The following is a 17,116-nucleotide window of genomic DNA, read 5'->3' as shown; positions in this document are numbered from 1 at the left end:
GTTACTTCTGACGCGTCGTTGAATCCACTCAGGGAGAGCCACATGACAGAGCAAGAGCAACATCAACCCAGCCTGGAAGACGTCAAGCTGGCGTTCGACGGCCAGAGCGTGGACTGGTATCTGCAGAAGCTGGTCGGTATTGCCAACTCCTCGGATGCGCAATTCGGCATTACGCTGTTTGTCGATGGCATCATCGTGTCCGGCCAGTTGGTCAGCGGGAAGCAGTATTTCGAGGCGTTTGCGCAGGAATTTTCTGCCGCCTACCCCGGCGATGCCGAAGAAAGGGAGGAGATCCGCCGCGCGTTTGCCAGCCACGCCAGCATCTACGACAGCGAGGACGATGCGCAGCAAAGCAGCGCACCGCCGCAGTTCATCCACCTGATCGATGCGCGCTGCTTTTCACCCGCCGGCCAGCCGCTGCCGAGCAACCGTGGCGTGCTCTGGCGTGGCAAGGTCAACGCTGTGTCCGGCTTCACCCTGGGATCGCTTTCTGCGGATTAGCGCTGGCTGACGCTGGCGCCATGATGCATCGCTCGTCCTGGGCTTGCAGGATCACCGGGTTGCGCCGTCGCAGCGCCCCGTCCAGGGTGCGTCCATGCGCCGAGGTCATCGTCACTACGTTGGCCGGTGCGGCGTTGCGACCTGCCGTCATGCCTGGCGTCGCAGGCATGGCGTCTGGTTGAGTCCGACCGACAGCGTGAAGTGCGACGCGCGATGACCATTCCCGCGCATCCCCTGACGCAGTGCTGATCTTTGTGAGCGAGCAAAATCGCCGCAATTTGTGCGCAGCGTCGCGTGGCAACGGAACCTTGAGCGCTAGGCTTGCGACTGCGCCGTCAACGGCTACGTGCGAAGGGGAAGGGACACAGTGGCGACATTCACCGTGGCAATCGATGTACTGGAGACGCCACCGGCCCCGGCATCGTCGAGTGGCGTCGGCATCTGCCTGTCCGGTGGCGGCAGCCGTGCCCTATCGTGTGCGCTGGGGCAGCTACGGGGGCTGCGCTACCTGGGGCTGCTCGACAGGGTCAGCGCGATTTCATCGGTCTCCGGCGGGACCTGGGCCAACGTGTTGTACAGCTACCTGCCGAAGGGCATCAGCGACGATGAATTCCTGGGCCCGGTGGTGCTGGATCCTTCGCAACTCGGCTTGGACGTGCTGGCGCAGATGGCGCCAAACAATCTCGGCCAGGTGCCGTATCGGCTTGGCACGCTGCCGATCCTCAATGAACTGGCAGAGTACCGGCTGAGCAAACGCTACGCCCCATCGGATATGTGGCAAGCGGTCATCGGCAAGCTGGTGTTGAAGGACTACGGTTTGTGGAAGCCCGATGCCACCGGCATCGATCCGCATTATTTCACCGGCACGGCGACGTATCTGGCGCAAGGCCCGCTGCAGCGCAATCCCCAGTTGACCGCAGACGACTTCTACACCTTGCGAGACGGGCGGCCGCTACCGATCTTCAACACCGCCGTCTTCATCAACGATGGCGTGAGCGCGGATCTGCTGCCGTTCGAAGCCAACTGGTTTCTCGGTATCCGCGGGTTCTTCGACCAGCCTGACCAACTCGGTGTCATGGGTGGTGGTCTCATCGAGTCGTTTGCGATGGGCAGCGACTACACCGCCGACCACGGTGCCGGCATGGTCACCGCCCGCGTGCCCCAGCGCGCCTTCAGCCTCAACGACATCGCCGGGTGCAGCAGCATGGCGCCGGCCGAAGACTTCGAAGAGAGGTTTCCCGAGATCAATGGGCTGGTGCCGCGTTACCCGTACTGGCCCGTCGGTGATCGTGATCAATCGACGGAGAATTACCGCTTCGCCGACGGCGGCAACCTGGAAAACCTGGGCATCATGCCGCTGCTCGCACGTGGCTTCACGCGCCTGCTGGTGTTCGTCAACTCGGACCAAGGGGTGAACATCGATCCGGAATCGGGCGAAACCGTGGTTGCCGACGACCTGCCGCCGTTGTTCGGGCTGCAGCCGTTCTGCGAAAAAACCCGCAGCTACCCGGCGTATGCCAACGAGCAATTGTGCGAGGACGCCAACGGCATGTTCCGGCACAACCAGGTCTTCGATACCACCGCATTCGATGCATTGAAGCAGGACCTGCTGGCAGCCAAAAAATCCGGCGGCGCGTTACTGGTGCGGCAGCGCTTGCGCGTGCTGGAGAACGACTGGTTCAACGTGCCTGCGCAGCAGTCGGTCGAGATACTGTGGGTGTACAACGATTTGGTGCGTGCATGGTGGAAACAATTGCCGGATGAAACCCAGATCGAGCTGGATCTGCAAAGCGTGGACGATTTCCCCCTCTATGGCACGGTCACCCAGCTGCATCTGTCCTATCCGCTGGTCAACGCGCTGGCGCATCTGAGTTGCTGGAACCTCGCCTCCGACAGCACGGTGGGCAACCCCGATGGGCAAAGCAACGCCGACGTGGTGCGTGGCATGTTTGCGTGATGCAGGCACGGCGGCGTGACGGACAATGCTGCCACTCACAAGACGGAGCAGGAGCGCGCTTTACCAGGCAGGATCTGCCTGCACAGAACGCTCCAACTCCGCGTTGATGCCAACGCCCGTCTCAGATGAGACGCGGCATCAGCACAGGACTTACTGCGTCGTCTTGTTGCCCGCATCGCGCGGCGGCGCATTTTTCACGTAGCGGTCGAACCACTCCAGCATCTCGGCCACCACGTCTTCGTTGGATTCGCGGGCGGTGTACCAGTGCGGTTCGAACGGCAGCAGCACCAGGCGTGCGGTGCCGCCGTTGCCGCGGATCGCCTGGAACAGGCGGGGTGCCTGGGTGGTTTCGGTCCCGGGGTTGGCGTCGTCCATGCCATGCACGATCAACAGCGGTTCGTTGATCTTGTCGGCGTGGAAGAACGCCGATGCCTGCGCATAGATTTCCGGCGCGGCCCAGAACGAACGGCGCTCATTCTGGAAACCGAACGGCGTCAGCGTCTTGTTGTAACTGCCGCTGGTGGCGGCGCCAGCACGGAACAGGTCGGTATGCGCCAACAGGTTGGCCGCCATCAACGCGCCGTGGCTGTGCCCGGTGACGCCGATGCGCTGACGATCGACCACGCCCAGCTCCACGGCCTTGTCCACCGCAGCGGTGGCGTTGTCCACCAGCTGCTGCAGATAGGTGTCGTACGCAGTCTTGGGATCGCCGACGATGGGGAAGGCGGCATCGTCGATGATCGCGTAACCGGCCAGCAACAGCAGTTGGTAGTTGCTGAGGCGGGTGAAGTCGCGCTCGCTGGCGCCGCTGACCTGGCCGGCCTTGGAGGGGTCGGCATAGTCGAGCGGGTAGGCATACAGGATCGCCGGCACGCGCGTGCCTTCGGTGTAGCCGGGCGGCGTGTACAGGGTGAACGACAGCTCCACGCCATCCTTGCGCTTGTAAGTCACCAGGCGCTTGCCGATCTTCCGCACCAGCGGGGTCGGATCCGGAAAATGCGTGACCGGCGTGGCGGTGGACGCAACCACCGCTTCGCCAGCGGCCGTGGTCGGCAGTGGCTGGCTCAGCGTGCGCAGATACACGTTGGGTGGGTCGGTCAGCGACTGGTGCCAGGTCAACAGGCGCGACACATCGTCGCCGGCAAATCCGAAGAACAGCTCATCCACATTGGCATCGCTGCGGAACAGCCGCTGGGTCTTGCCTGTGGCCACCTCATAGCGATCCAGAAACGGCCGGTCGCCCGCGGGCGAGGCGCCCTGCCCGCTGAAGAACAACGCGCCCTGCGCCTCGCGCAGCACGGCCTGGCCGTTGGCCAGCACGCGTGTCTCCGGCAGGCCTGGATCGGCATAGAGGTCGTCGGTGGAAAGATCGAACAACACCCGTCCGGCAGTGCCGGGGCGGTCCGCGTCAAGCAACGTGGTGCGCCGCCAGTGGCGGTTTTCGTCGTAGTCGTCCAGCAGCGCCTGGCCGCCCTCGGCAAACCACGACAGCCCGGCATAGCGCTGCTGCACGCGGGTCAGTTCACGTGGCTTGGCGATGAACGGTGCGGCAAGCGTCATCAACTTGTCGCGCGCCGGCACAGTGGTTTTCCAGTCGCCACCATCCAGCGCCTCGGCCCAGACCAGGGTGGCCGGTTGGTTGGCACGCCAGGAATACGCGCGCGGGCCGGTCGGCACGCCTTGCACCGGCACCCGGTCGGCGACCGGCAGATCGGCCAGGACGCGCTCCTTGCCGTTGACCAGGTCCAGCACCGCCACATCGTGGGCGAAGCGCGCATAGGTGGTGACATACGAATACGGCTGCTTCAGCCGCTGCACCAGCACGTGGCGGCCGTCGGGCGCGCCGTCCACGTTGCTGTAAATCGCTGGCGTCCCGAGCTTGCGCTGGCTGCCGTTGGCCGCATCCACCGTGAGCAACTGGGAGGTGGCGTAGTAGGTGAACAAGGCCTCGTCTTCGGGGCTGGCGAGCGTGTCGCGGGCCTCGTAGGTGCTGCTTTCGCCCTTGCCCTGGATGGTTTCCTTGACCTCCGGGCCCGGCGGCACGGCGGCCTTGCGCGGCGCAACGCCCAGATCCTGCGGCACCGTCTTCAGCAGCAGTGTGTCGCTGCCGCCAAGCCACTGGATCTCGCCGCCCAGCACCGGGTTGAGTTGCACACCGTCGATCCTGCGCACGCTGCCGGTGGCCACTTCGCCCACCCAGAGCTCGACGCGGTCGGCAGCGGTGTTGTTGAAGGCGAAGCGGCGCCCGTCCGGCGACCACACCGGCGCTGCCGGGCAAGCGTCGGCCGGCAGGCGCACCGCGGTCTGCTTGCCACTGGCAATATCGACCAAGCTAAAGCCCTGCAGGCACGAACGGATGCCGTAGCCATTGGACATGTCGTGGCGGCTATGCGTGCGCGGCTCCACCCGTACCCCGGCCAGCTTCAGATACGGCTCGGCCACACGCGCAATCGGCGGGTACTGGGTGCGCTGCACCAGCAACAGGGTCTTGCCGGTCGGGTCCGGCCGCGGCGACGGATTGAGCGGCGCGCGCATCACGCTCAACAAAGGCTCCGGCGGCTGCCGGTAACTGCCATCGGGCGTGCCTGCAGCGGCACACACCGGCAAAAGGCTGGCCAGCGCCAGCAAGCCGCTCCATCGGTACACGGTGAGCATCTCGGTCATTCCCTGGGGGTGGTGCGGCAACGTAGCACGCGCAGTCACCGCCATCTCTGCGCGCTCACGCAGCACTGTCGCCACGCCCGCAGTGCCCACTCAGCTGCCCGCGTTACGACGATGCCGTGAGCGTGCGTGACAGGAAATCGTGGAGGTACTGCGCAATCTCCGGCGCATGCGTTTCCAGCGCGAAGTGGCCAGCATCCAGCAGATGGATTTCGGCGTTCGGCAGGTCGTTGCGATAGGCCTGTGCACCGGCCGGAATGAAGGCGGGATCGTGCTTGCCCCACACTGCCAGAAAGGCTGGCTGATGCTGACGGAAATACGCGTGGAAGGCAGGATAGGCCGCCACGTTGCTGCGGTAGTCCAGGATCAGATCGAGCTGGATCTCTTCGGCACCCTCTCGTGCCATGTATGCGATATCCAGCGTGTAGCCATCGGGAGAGAGCTTGCCTAGATCGGCGCCGGTGCCGTACAGCCAGTCGCGAATGGCCTGCGGCGCTAAGGAGGCACGGCGTGCCTGACGATTGGCGGCGCTCGGCTCGCGCCAGTACGCCTGCCACGCACCCCATTGATCGCTGATGCCCTCCACATAGGCATTGCCGTTCTGGCTGATGATGGCGCTCACCTTGTGCGGGTTTGCAGCAGCCAGGCGAAAGCCGACCGGCGCGCCGTAATCGAACACGTACACGCTGTAGCTGGCGAGTGCCAAGGCTTCAGTGAACCCTTCGATGACGTTGTAGAGGTTCTCGAACGTGTAATCGAACTGCCCGCGCGGTGGCGCCTTGGTATTGCCGAAGCCGGGCAAATCCGGCGCGATCAAGCGATAGTGCTGTGCGAGCAGCGGCATCAGGTCGCGGAACACGTGGCTGGCACTGGGAAACCCGTGCAACAGCAGCAACACCGGCGCATCCTTGCGCCCCGCCTCGCGGTAGAACACTTCGACGTCCCCGACCTGCTGGGTCTTGTAGCTCACACGCGTACTGTGGTCATGAAACATGATGTCTCCTTTCACTGTCTGTGGTTGTCTGGCCGTTGCCACGTTTGGAATGCCAGCGCCCACCGAGGCAGCGGTCACGGCCCATGCGACCAGCAGCACGGTGGACGTGGGCACTGCCGGGGCGTTGTCGGCAAGGGACGCGGCTGATGGCTCTGATCGAGCGATGGCACAATCAAACGCGGATGAAGTGAGAGCCATGCTAGGCATCGGCGCGCAGCAGCAGAACACCCAGGCAGCGCAATTGACCATTGCGGCGCTCGTAATGCTGCATCGATGACAACACGCGGCGCCCTGGTGCTGCAGGTGGACCGCGACGGCATCAGGACGCTGCTACGCTGTGGTGAACGCCAATTGCCGAGTCTGCGGTGGATCGCATCCAGGAAATGACGCTGTTTGCAGCCCTCGCCGAGCAGGCGAGCTTTGCCGCGGTCGCGCGGCGCCTGGGGATTTCCACCGCCACGGTGACACGTAGCATCGCGCAGCTGGAGCAACGCCTTGGCGTGCTGCTGGTGGTGCGCAGCACCCGCAACATGCGGCTCACCGATGCCGGACATCAATACGCCAACGATTGCCGGCGCCTGCTGACCGAGCTCGATGAGGTGGAGCGCCGTGCTGCCGGCCTGCACACGCATCCCAGCGGCCTGCTCACGATCACGGCGCCGCACCTGTTTGGTGCCATGCATGTGATGCCGGTGGTAACGCGCTATCTGGCCCGGTACCCGCTGATACGCGTGCGCGCCATCCTGCTCGACCGTGTTGTGCCGATGTTGGACGAAGGCATCGACGTGGCGGTGCGCATCGGTGCGCTGCCCGATTCGTCGTTGACCGCCATCCCGGTCGGCGGCGTACGTCGCATGGTCTGCGCATCACCGCAGTACCTCGATGCGCATGGCATCCCGCAGCATCCGGACGCGTTGCCGCAGCATGCAACCATCTCGATCTCCGCGGCCGAGCGCCCGGCACCGTGGCCGTTTTGCGTGGACGGGCACGCCCATCTGGTCGATGCCGACTCGCGACTCAGCGTCAACGGCTGCAATGGCGCCATCGAGGCCGCCGTGCAGGGCTGGGGACTCACGCAGGTGCCGTCGTACCAGGTCCGCGATCATCTGCGCAGCGGCCAATTGGTCAGCGTGCTCGACGCCTTCGAAGTCGCGCCGGAGCCGGTGCATGTGGTCTACCTCGAAGGACGCCGTAGCTCCTCGAAGGTGCGAAGCTTCGTGGACGACTGCGTGGACGCGTTGCGGCAGGAACTGGCACCTCCGAACGATGCCTGATGACGCGCCCGCGCCGTCAGGCCTGAAGACGGTCGCCCGCAGCGGCCACCAGCGACGGCCCAGCAACACGCGGGCACCAGTTGCGGGTGGCGCCGATCGAGGGATCAGCCTGGCAGCATGCCGCCCGGTGCTTGGCTGCATGCCGGGGCGCTGATCGCGAGCACCATCACGGCGCATGGCGTTCTGGCCCATCCGCGATGCAGCGGCTCTACCTGGGAGGGCCCTGCCTGAGGACGCGCACACGCATCTGCAGCGCATGGCCATCACACTTGTTATAGTGTAACGATGTCATCCACCCCGCTATCGCGCCTGTTCCGCAGCCTCGCCGTTCTGGCGACCTTGCTGCTGGTGGTGTTGCCGGTGCTGGGTCATCCACGGCTGACGCAGGCGGCGTCGGCGACGCCCCGGCCATGGCCGGTAGACGCGCGGGCGTTGCCCACGCACCTCTCCGGCACTGGCAGCCCGCACCACATCACCCGCGTGGCCGATGCCGATGGCGAGGCGGACGTATCGACGCCGGCCCGCAGCGGCGAGCGGTCCGACCAGCCCGGTACGGAAGACACCTCCACGTGCGAGGCATGCCAGCTGGCAGCGCGCGCGTTGCTCCCGCTGGCGACGGCGCTGCTATGCCTGCTGCCGACCGTGCACCGCCGCGTGCTTGCCTGGCCACCGCACCCGGCCTGGCCCATGACACGCATGCGCGCTGCGCACCCGGTGCGCGGGCCGCCGCTGTCGGCGATCGGCTGACGCCTCGTCTCGCCGCGCGCTCGTCGTGTCGATCGCGCCGCCATGCCTCACGCGCGGCCCGGCCATTGCCGGTGCTGTCTGCGCCTTCTCATTCGCTGCAACGGCCTGCGCAAGGCCGCACGGAGTTTTTCGATGTCCACCACGCTTCATCGCCTCACCGCCGCACTGGCGATGGGTCTGACCTGCGCGCAGGGCGCACATGCCGCCGACGCGCCGCAGGACGACTCGGTGCTGACCTTGGGCAAGGTGCAGGCCACGGCCGTCTCCAACGGCACGCTCGCCGCGCACAGCGTGTTTTCGTCGGTAGACGTGCTGGGCGCCGACCTGCTGCAAAACCAGAAGGTGGATTTCAGCTGGGAGCTGTTCGCGCGCGCACCCGGCGTGCAGGTCACCCAGTTCAAGGTCGGCACCGAAGCCGGGCGGTTCTCGTTCCGCGGCTTCAATGCCGAAGGCCGCGTCAACGCGGTCAAGCTGCTGATCGACGGCGTGCCCGGCAACGACAACCTCGGCGGCATGCCGTACATGGACATGATCTCGCCGCTGGACATCGAGGCGATCGAAATCGTGCGCGGCACCAATGACCCGCGCTACGGGCTCAACGCCATCGCCGGCGACGTCAACGTGGTCACCCGCAGCGGCGGCAACGACGGCACGCTCAGCCTCGCCACCGGCAGCTTCGGCACCTACGACGTGCAGGCTGCCAAGGGGTTCGAGCAGGGCGGCTGGAGCCAGAATTATTTTGTCGGCTGGCGCAGTTCGGAGGGCTATCGCGACCATGCGCTGGCGATCAAGCGCAACTTCGCCGCCAAATGGTTGTACACCCACCCGGACGCCCGCTGGCGCGCCGGCCTGAGCACGCGCTTCTATCACGCCACTGCGCAGGAAGCGGGCTTTCTCACCTTCCAGCAGGCGCAGCAGGCGCCGCGCAGCTCGCCGGCATTTGCCAATACCGACCAGAGCGAGCGTCAGCTGATCCAGACCGTGCTGCATGCCGACGGCACGCTGGGCCAGGACTGGAGCTGGACCGCCAAGACCTACGTCAACCGCTACCAGAACGAGCGCTTCGTGCGCTTTGTCGAACGCAATCCGCAACAGGAGCGCGTGACCAACGAGACCCACCACGGCGTCATTGCCGGCACCACCTGGCGGCCGGAGCTGGCGGGCTTCAGCGAATTTGCGCTGGAAGCCGGCGTGGACGCGCAGTGGCAGGACAACGTATCGCAACGCTATCGCACCGTGGAGCGCGAGCGGGTGCGCCCATTGCGCGATTGGGATTACAGCCTGGATACCCGCGGCGCCTATCTGCAAGTGGTGATGCGCCCGACCGAGCGGCTGAAGCTGGTGCCGGCCTACCGCATCGACCAGGTGCGCGGCAGCTTTCTGGATGCGCTCAGCGGCACGCGGTTTCCCACCTACGACTTCGGCAGCATCCTGCAGCCCAAGTTCAGCGCCGCCTATCGCCTGAGCGATCGCGCCACCGCGTACGCCAACTGGGGCCGCACCTGGCAGATCGGTGGCGGCAACGGCGCCTACCGTACCCAGGCACGCAATCTGCGGCCTTCGATCAACGACGGCTGGGAAAGCGGCCTGAAGTTCCAGCCCTGGTCCTGGGCCGACGCCCGCCTGGCGTACTGGGAGCAGCGCGCGTCCGGCGAGGTGGCGCGCGTGATCGGCGTCAATGGTGCGGTGGCGGTGGATGAGGTCAGCAATGTCGGCCGCACCTTGCGTCGCGGCTGGGACGCGCAACTCAACCTGCAGCCGAGCGAGCGCTGGCGCGCATGGCTGGCCTACTCGCGGCAGAAGGCGCAGATCGTGGTGGCCGACCCCAGCGCGCCGGACACGCGTGGCAAGGAAGTGGAAAACGTCCCCAACTGGTTGCTCACCGGCGGCGTGGACTACCAGGCCAGCGACCGCCTCAAGTTCAGTTTGTGGGGCAACGGGCAGGGCGACTACTACATCGACCGCGCCAACACGCTGGGGCGTTACGGCGGCTATGTGATCGGCAATGTCAGCGCCACCTGGCAGGTCAACCCGCGCAACGAGCTGTCGCTGCAGATCAAGAACGTCACCGACAAGCTGTACGTGTATGGCTTCTTCGACAGCGGCATCTCCGGCTTTACCCCGGCCGACGGGCGTGGCGTGTATGCGGCCTGGAACCTGACGTTCTGACACTGGCCAGGCACCCGGCATCGCAGCCGGGTGCGGGCGGCGTAATGGCCGTTTGGCACACGCGTAAGACGTCGCGTTGGGCGTGGTGACTGCAAACGCCGCGTCAGTAGTTGGCTTTCTTGCCAGGGAAGCGTGCACCCAGACGGTGCTATCACCCTGAGCGTCGCGCACCCAGCCAGGCACGCCTGCAGCGGGTCTCGCCGCTGCGCGGGCGGCGCCGCACGCGCAACGCGGGTGGTGCCGCCCATTCCTGGGGGTGCCGGAACATATCCGCATCGCCGCCCTCGGCGGTACCGTCGCGCGGTCGACGGCCGTCGTGGACGATGCCGGGCAATGCGTGTGGCCCATGGCGTCATGCAGCGCGCGCATTGGCCCCGCTTTCGAGCCACCGCGGCCGCGCCGGCCACTGCCGGCCACTTCGCGCGATGGGGCCGACTGCCCACCGACCGCACCCACGCCTGCTGGCGACAGCATCGCCGCGCGTTGCATTTTTTGCAGCGCGAACCGGCGAAAAAACTCTTTGATGGCGACAGCAGCGGCTCCCTATAGTCGAAGCGTCATCCCCTGCCCGCTTCCGGATCGCCGCGCGCGTCCCGCAGCCCCTCTCGGTCCCGTCGATGCCTGCTGTCGTTCCCACCGCCCCGCCCGCCACCGACCCTGCCCGCCCCGGCGGCGCGCGTGCGGTTGCGCGTTGCGACCAGCTGGGTGGTGCGCCCTACAGCGATACGCCCGATGGCCTGTTCCGTGCCTGGCTCAGCCCGGCGCACCGCGCCGCCGTCACCCAGGTCAGCACGTGGATGCGCGAGGCGGGCATGCAGGTGCGTGTGGACGCGGCGGCCAACCTGGTCGGACGTTACGAGGCCGCGCGTCCCGAGGCACCTGCCCTGCTGATCGGCAGCCATCTGGACAGCGTGCGCGATGCCGGCCGCTACGACGGCCCGCTGGGTATCCTGCTCGGCATCGAATGCGTCGCCGCCCTGCACGCACAGGCGCGCCGCCTGCCGTTCGCCATCGAGGTGATCGCGTTCGGCGACGAAGAAGGCTCGCGCTTTCCCGCCTCCATGTTCTGCAGCCGCGCAGTGGCCGGCACGCTGGACCCCGCCGCGCTGGCGGTCAGCGATGCCAGCGGCATCGACGTGGCCGCCGCGCTGGCCGACTGGGGCCTGGATATCGCGCAGATCCGCCATGCCGCCCGTCCGCCGGGCAGCGTGCTGGCGTATCTGGAAACCCACATCGAGCAAGGCCCGGTGCTGGAAGCCGAAGCGCTGCCGGTAGGCATCGTCACCGCCATCGCCGCGCAGCGCCGCTTCGCGCTGCGCTTCGATGGCCGCGCCGGGCATGCCGGCACCACCACCATGGCCTTGCGTCGCGATGCCTTGAGCGCGGCGGCCGACGCCTTGCTGGCGATCGAGCGCATCGCGCGCGCCGGCAGCAGCGATCTGGTCGCCACCGTCGGCAAACTGCAGCTCGCCCCCGGCGCCATCAACGTGGTGCCGGGCCGGGTGGACTGCACGCTGGACGTGCGCGCCGGCAGCGATGCCACCCGCGACGCGGCCGTGCGCGAAATCGAACACGCGCTCGCGCAGATCGGCACGCAGCGCGGCATCGCCATCGCCATCGAGCCGCTACAGACACTGGCCGCCAGCCCCTGCGACCCCGCGTTGATGCTCCGGTTGGAACACGCCGTCGCCGCGCAGGGCATCGTTCCACGCCGACTGGTCTCCGGTGCCGGCCATGACGCGATGACGATGGCCGCGCTGTGCCCCACCGCGATGCTGTTCGTGCGCTGCGCCGGCGGCATCAGCCATCATCCGGATGAACACGTCGACCCGGCCGATGCCGACCTCGCCCTGGCGGTCATGCGCCATTTCATCGAACACCTGGGAGACCCCCTTGTCACCTGATCTGCGCCACCTGCACACCTTCGGCGAACTCGATCCCCCGCAGCGGCTGTTGATGGGCCCGGGCCCGGTCAATGCGCATCCGCGCGTGCTGCGCGCGATGGCGGCCGATCTGCTGGGCCAGTTCGATCCGGAAATGACCACCTACATGAACGAGGTGATGGCGCTGTACCGGCCATTGTTCGGCACCGAGAATCGCTGGACCTTCCTGGTCGATGGCACCGCGCGTGCCGGTATCGAGGCGGCGCTGGTGTCGCTGGTCAGTGCGGGCGACCGCGTGCTGGTGATCAACTTCGGCCGCTTCGGTTTGCTGCTCACCGAAATCCTGCAGCGCCTCGGTGCCGACGTGCACAGCGTGGATGCGCCCTGGGGCGAGGTGGTGCCGCTGGACGCCATTGCCGAGGCAATCGCACGGGTAGCACCCAAACTGGTGGCCACCGTGCACGGCGACACCTCCACCACCATGGCGCAGCCGCTCGACGGGCTGGGCGCACTGTGCCGGGCGGCCGGCGCACTGAGTTACGTGGATGCCACGGCCACCCTCGGCGGCATGCACATCGCCAGCGACCGCTGGGGCGTGGACGTGGTCACCGGCGGCCTGCAGAAATGCCTGGGCGGGCCCTCGGGCTCGGCGCCGATCACCGTGTCCGAGCGTGCCGCCGAGGCCATCTTTGCACGCCGCCATGTGGAGCGCGGCATCGCGCGCGATGACATCGTCAACGGCAATGGCCCGCGCATCGCCTCCAATTATTTCGACCTGGCCATGATCATGGATTACTGGTCGGACAAGCGCCTCAACCACCACACCGAAGCCACCACCATGCTCTACGGCGCGCGCGAATGTGCACGCGTGGCCCTGCAGGAAGGCCTGCCCGCACGCTTCGCGCGCCACGCTGCCGCCGGCCGCGCGGTGAGCGCCGGCGTGCGTGCGATGGGCCTTGCGGTCTTCGGCGACGATGCGCACCGCATGACCAACGTCACCGGCGTGGTGATCCCGCCCGGCATCGACAACGACGCGGTGCGCCGGCGCATGCGCGAGGATTTCGAGATCGAGATCGGCACCGCGTTCGGCCCGTTGCAAGGCAAGATCTGGCGCATCGGCGCGATGGGCTACAACGCGATGAAGCACAAGGTGCTGATCACCCTGGCCGCATTGGAAGCGGTGCTGCGCGCCGAAGGCTACGCCTGCACCCCCGGCCTGGCCGTGGACGCCGCATTGGCGGCCTGGCATGCGGAGCCGGCGGCGTGAACGCCGCGCGCGCGCTGGTCGGCTATGGCGCCACACCGCCGGCGGCGCAGTGGCCCGGTGGCGCCCGCGTCGCCGTGCAGTTCGTCATCAATTACGAAGAGGGCGCAGAAAACTGCGTGCTCAACGGCGATGCCGGCTCCGAGGCGTTTCTGTCGGAAATGGTGGGCGCGCAGTCGCAGCCGGGCGCACGCGCCATGGCCATGGAAAGCCTATACGAATACGGCAGCCGCGCCGGCTTCTGGCGGCTGCACCGGCTGTTCAGCGCGCGCGGCGTACCGGTCACGGTGTTTGGCGTGGCCAACGCGTTGGCGAGCAATCCCGAGGCGGTGGCTGCGATGCAGGCCGCAGACTGGGAAATCGCCAGCCACGGCCTGCGCTGGATCGACTACCAGCATGTCGATGAAGCCACCGAGCGCGCGCATATCGCGCAGGCCATCGCGCTGCACACGCAGGTGACCGGCAGCCGCCCGCTGGGCTGGTACCAGGGCCGCACCAGCCCCAATACCGCGCGCCTGATCGCCGAAGAAGGCGGCTTTGTCTATGACGCCGACAGCTACGCGGACGATGTGCCCTACTACGACGCACGCCATGGCCGCACGCAATTGATCGTGCCGTACACGCTGGATGCCAACGACATGAAATTCGTCGCCTACAACGGCTTTGCCGATGGCGAGCCGTTCTTTCGCTATCTGCGTGATGGCTTCGAGCAGCTGCGCAGCGAAGGCGGGCGCATGCTCTCGGTCGGCCTGCACGGCCGCATCGTCGGCAAGCCGGCGCGCGCGGCAGCCCTGGCGCGCTTTGTCGATCACGTGCTGGCCAGTGGCGACGCCTGGGTGGCGCGCCGCATCGATATCGCGCGCCACTGGCTGCAGGTGCATCCGGCATGAGCATTGCAATGTCCGAGCTCGATCTGCCCGAGGTGATCGCGCAAGTGAGCGCGGCCTTCCACGCCTACGAGGACGCCCTGATGCGCGACGACATCGCCGCGATGGATGCGCTGTTCCATGCAGCGCCCAGCACAGTGCGCTACGGGGTGGGCGAGGTGTTGTACGGCATCGAGGCGATCCGCGCGTTCCGCATCGGCCGTGGTGGCTCGCCGCAGCGCCAGCTCGTGCATGTGCAGGTACACGGCTTCGGCCACGACTTCGCCACCACGCATGCAGAATTCATCCGTGAAGGCAGCAGTGCACGCGGGCGGCAAAGCCAGAGCTGGGTGCGCTTTGCCGATGGCTGGAAGGTGGTGGCCGCGCATGTCTCGCTGCAGGGCACGCACGCATGAGCGTGGTGGACGACGGCGTGCTGGACGATGCCGCCTTCGTGGCGCGCTACCGCGAGTTGTTCGAGCATTCGCCCTGGGTGGTCGAACGCGCCGCACGGCGGCGCCCGTTCGCCGATGTGTATCGCGGGCTGATGCAGGTGGTGCTGGATGCGTCGCCGGAGGACCAGCTGGCGCTGATTCGCGCGCACCCCGAACTGGCCGGTAAGGCGGCGATCGACCGCACGCTCACTGCCGCATCGGCCGCGGAGCAGGCCTCGGCCGGGCTGGACCGTCTCAGCGAAGACGAGTTCAAGCGCTTCCACGCGCTCAATCAGGCCTATCGCCATCGCTTCGGATTTCCGTTCGTGATCTGCGTGCGGCTGCACGACAAGGCCGGCATCCTGGCTGCGCTGGAGCGGCGCCTGGATGCGCCGCGCAACACAGAGATCGCCACCGCCATTGCCGAGATCGGCAAGATCGTGCACCTGCGCCTGGAGGCATTGCCATGAGCCTGGCCCAACTCGAACGCGAGCTCGCCCGCGACCTGCAGCGTCTTGCCCACGGCGGCGACGCCTGGGTGGCACCGCGCGTGCATCCAGCCGGGCATGTCTTTGATGTGGTGATCGTCGGCGCCGGCCAGAGCGGCCTGGGCGCGGCGTTCGCGTTGCAACGCGAGCGCGTGCACAACGTGCTGGTGATCGACGAAAACCCGGCGGGGCAGGAAGGCCCGTGGGTGACCTACGCGCGCATGCAAACCCTGCGCACGCCCAAGCACATCACCTCGATCGACCTGGGCGTGCCATCGCTCACCTTCCGCGCCTGGTGGGAGGCGCAGCATGGCAGCGCTGCATGGGACGGCCTGGACAAGATTCCACGCGGCAGCTGGATGGACTATCTGCGCTGGTACCGCGCGGTGCTACGCCTGCCGGTGCGCAATGCCACGCAACTGGCGCGTGTCGAACCGGACGTCGCCCCAGGCATCCATCGCCTGCATCTGGCGATGGGCGCGCCACTGCTGACGCGCAAACTGATCCTGGCCACCGGCATCCAGGGCGGCGGCCAATGGATGGTGCCGGACTGGATCAGCCGCGCCCTGCCCGCGCACCGCTACGCGCACACCTCCGGCCACATCGACTTTGCCGCGCTGGCCGGCAAGCGCGTGGGCATCCTGGGTGGCGGTGCCTCGGCCTTCGACAATGCGTGCTTTGCGCTGGATCACGGCGTCGCCAGCGCCGAGGTATTCGTGCGCCGCAGCGAATTGCCGCGCATCAATCCCTTCCGCCACATGGAACAGGCCGGCATCATCCCGCGCTTTCTCACCCTCCCCGATGCGGACAAGTACCGCATGATGGCCAGCTTCTTCGCGCACAACCAACCGCCGACCAACGACACCTTCCAGCGCGCCTGCGCGCACGCCGGCTTCGCACTGCATCTGGGTGCGCCGTGGCTGGAGGTGGCCGAGCGCGATGGCGAGAGTGTGGTGCGCACGCCGCAGGGCGAACACCGCTTCGATTTTCTGGCGGTGGCCACCGGCCTGGTCACCGACCCGCAGCTACGCCCCGAGCTGGCCGCGCTGTCCGGGCGCATCGCCTGCTGGGGCGACCGCTATCAGCCACCGCCGGGTCAGGCCAACCCGGTGCTGGACGCGCACCCCTACCTGGGGCCGGGTTTCGAACTGCTGCCACGCACGCCCGACGACGCCGCGCTGCTGCACGGGCTGTTCGCCTTCAACTATTCGGCGCTGATCAATCACGGCCCCTCGGCCGCGGCATTGTCCGGGCTCAAGGTCGCCCTGCCGCGGCTGGCCCGCGCGGTGGCCGACCAGCTGTTCCTGGACGACCGCCAGGCCATCGTCGAGACCTATCTGGCCTACGACCAGCCCGAGTTCGTCGGCCAATGGCCGCAACCGACCCAGGCGGTGGCATGAGCACGCTGTCCACGCATGTGCTGGATACCGCCACCGGCCGCCCCGCTTCCGGTGTGCCGCTGCGCCTGTTCGCAGGCGATACCTTGCACTTCGACGGTGTCACCAACCAGGACGGGCGCTGCCCGGAACTGGCCGCACTCACGCTTCCGCCCGGACGCTATCGGCTGGAATTCGAGGTCGCCATATACTGGCGTGCGGCCGGCGTCGCCCTGACCGACCCGCCGTTCCTGGAGCAGGTACCCATCGCCTTCGGCATTGCCGACGACGGCCACTACCACGTGCCGCTGCTGCTCTCGCCGTATGGATATTCCACTTATCGCGGTAGCTGAAAGCCGCTGGCGCGAGAGCTGGGGCGACTGCCAGAGCGACCCAGGCTTACCGGTCCCGGCGACGGCCTCATCCCGGCGGAAAACGACAGACCGCCCCGCGCGGCGGCCTGCCTGGTACGCGCACGCTGCCTCAGGCACCGTGGATCACT

The 17,116-nt window shown here is 67.1% G+C and carries 14 protein-coding genes; 12 read left to right on the top strand and 2 right to left on the bottom strand.

The window, feature by feature from the left end; translation table 11 throughout:
• Window positions 1-42 precede the first annotated feature (42 nt).
• Both gvpU and ACCQ10_RS01535 read left to right on the top strand, forming a co-directional pair.
• Window positions 43-501, top strand: coding sequence for a gas vesicle accessory protein GvpU (gvpU, locus tag ACCQ10_RS01540; RefSeq protein ID WP_184388665.1), 459 nt, complete (start codon window positions 43-45; stop codon window positions 499-501).
• Between the two features lie 367 nt (window positions 502-868).
• Window positions 869-2,458 (top strand): hypothetical protein, encoded by a 1,590-nt coding sequence (locus ACCQ10_RS01535; RefSeq protein ID WP_372361982.1) that lies wholly within the window; start codon window positions 869-871, stop codon window positions 2,456-2,458.
• A 150-nt stretch (window positions 2,459-2,608) separates the two neighbouring features.
• Here the strand turns inward: ACCQ10_RS01535 and ACCQ10_RS01530 are convergent, their stop codons facing one another.
• The gene (locus ACCQ10_RS01530; RefSeq protein ID WP_372363029.1) at window positions 2,609-5,113 is read right to left on the bottom strand and encodes a S9 family peptidase; all 2,505 of its coding nucleotides are present in this window, start codon (window positions 5,111-5,113) and stop codon (window positions 2,609-2,611) included.
• Between the two features lie 112 nt (window positions 5,114-5,225).
• Window positions 5,226-6,113 (bottom strand): alpha/beta fold hydrolase, encoded by an 888-nt coding sequence (locus tag ACCQ10_RS01525; RefSeq protein ID WP_372361981.1) that lies wholly within the window; start codon window positions 6,111-6,113, stop codon window positions 5,226-5,228.
• A gap of 383 nt (window positions 6,114-6,496) precedes the next feature.
• Here ACCQ10_RS01525 and ACCQ10_RS01520 point away from each other — a divergent pair, with 383 nt between their 5' ends.
• The 10 genes from ACCQ10_RS01520 to uraH all read left to right on the top strand — a co-directional run bounded on the left by ACCQ10_RS01520 (window position 6,497) and on the right by uraH (window position 16,967).
• Window positions 6,497-7,387 (top strand): LysR family transcriptional regulator, encoded by an 891-nt coding sequence (locus tag ACCQ10_RS01520; protein ID WP_372361980.1) that lies wholly within the window; start codon window positions 6,497-6,499, stop codon window positions 7,385-7,387.
• Window positions 7,388-7,672: 285 nt separating this feature from the next.
• Entirely contained in the window at window positions 7,673-8,134 is a 462-nt protein-coding gene (locus tag ACCQ10_RS01515) for a hypothetical protein (RefSeq protein ID WP_372361979.1), read from the top strand.
• 171 nt (window positions 8,135-8,305) lie between these two features.
• The gene (locus tag ACCQ10_RS01510) at window positions 8,306-10,303 is read left to right on the top strand and encodes a TonB-dependent receptor (RefSeq protein WP_372363028.1); all 1,998 of its coding nucleotides are present in this window, start codon (window positions 8,306-8,308) and stop codon (window positions 10,301-10,303) included.
• 617 nt (window positions 10,304-10,920) lie between these two features.
• Window positions 10,921-12,207: an allantoate amidohydrolase gene (locus tag ACCQ10_RS01505; protein WP_372361978.1), complete on the top strand. Its 1,287-nt coding sequence runs from the start codon at window positions 10,921-10,923 to the stop codon at window positions 12,205-12,207.
• The gene (locus ACCQ10_RS01500) at window positions 12,197-13,453 is read left to right on the top strand and encodes a pyridoxal-phosphate-dependent aminotransferase family protein (protein WP_184440873.1); all 1,257 of its coding nucleotides are present in this window, start codon (window positions 12,197-12,199) and stop codon (window positions 13,451-13,453) included. Before ACCQ10_RS01505 ends, ACCQ10_RS01500 begins: the two co-directional genes overlap by 11 nt.
• Window positions 13,450-14,340: an allantoinase PuuE gene (gene puuE, locus ACCQ10_RS01495; RefSeq protein ID WP_184368832.1), complete on the top strand. Its 891-nt coding sequence runs from the start codon at window positions 13,450-13,452 to the stop codon at window positions 14,338-14,340. Before ACCQ10_RS01500 ends, puuE begins: the two co-directional genes overlap by 4 nt.
• On the top strand, window positions 14,337-14,732 hold the full coding sequence (hpxZ, locus tag ACCQ10_RS01490) for an oxalurate catabolism protein HpxZ (protein WP_372361977.1): 396 nt from the start codon (window positions 14,337-14,339) through the stop codon (window positions 14,730-14,732). The genes puuE and hpxZ overlap by 4 nt, the downstream gene beginning before the upstream one ends.
• Entirely contained in the window at window positions 14,729-15,220 is a 492-nt protein-coding gene (uraD, locus tag ACCQ10_RS01485; RefSeq protein WP_372361976.1) for a 2-oxo-4-hydroxy-4-carboxy-5-ureidoimidazoline decarboxylase, read from the top strand. Before hpxZ ends, uraD begins: the two co-directional genes overlap by 4 nt.
• Window positions 15,217-16,638, top strand: coding sequence for an FAD-dependent urate hydroxylase HpyO (gene hpyO, locus ACCQ10_RS01480; RefSeq protein WP_372361975.1), 1,422 nt, complete (start codon window positions 15,217-15,219; stop codon window positions 16,636-16,638). The genes uraD and hpyO overlap by 4 nt, the downstream gene beginning before the upstream one ends.
• The gene (gene uraH / locus ACCQ10_RS01475) at window positions 16,608-16,967 is read left to right on the top strand and encodes a hydroxyisourate hydrolase (protein WP_372361974.1); all 360 of its coding nucleotides are present in this window, start codon (window positions 16,608-16,610) and stop codon (window positions 16,965-16,967) included. Before hpyO ends, uraH begins: the two co-directional genes overlap by 31 nt.
• The last annotated feature ends 149 nt before the right edge of the window (window positions 16,968-17,116 follow it).

This window comes from Xanthomonas sp. NCPPB 1325, from assembly GCF_041477645.2.
In the GTDB taxonomy this organism is placed as follows: Bacteria; Pseudomonadota; Gammaproteobacteria; order Xanthomonadales; family Xanthomonadaceae; genus Xanthomonas; species Xanthomonas cannabis.
The sequence above is the reverse complement of the archived record's forward strand: the minus strand, read 5'-3'. Positions and strand labels throughout refer to the sequence as shown.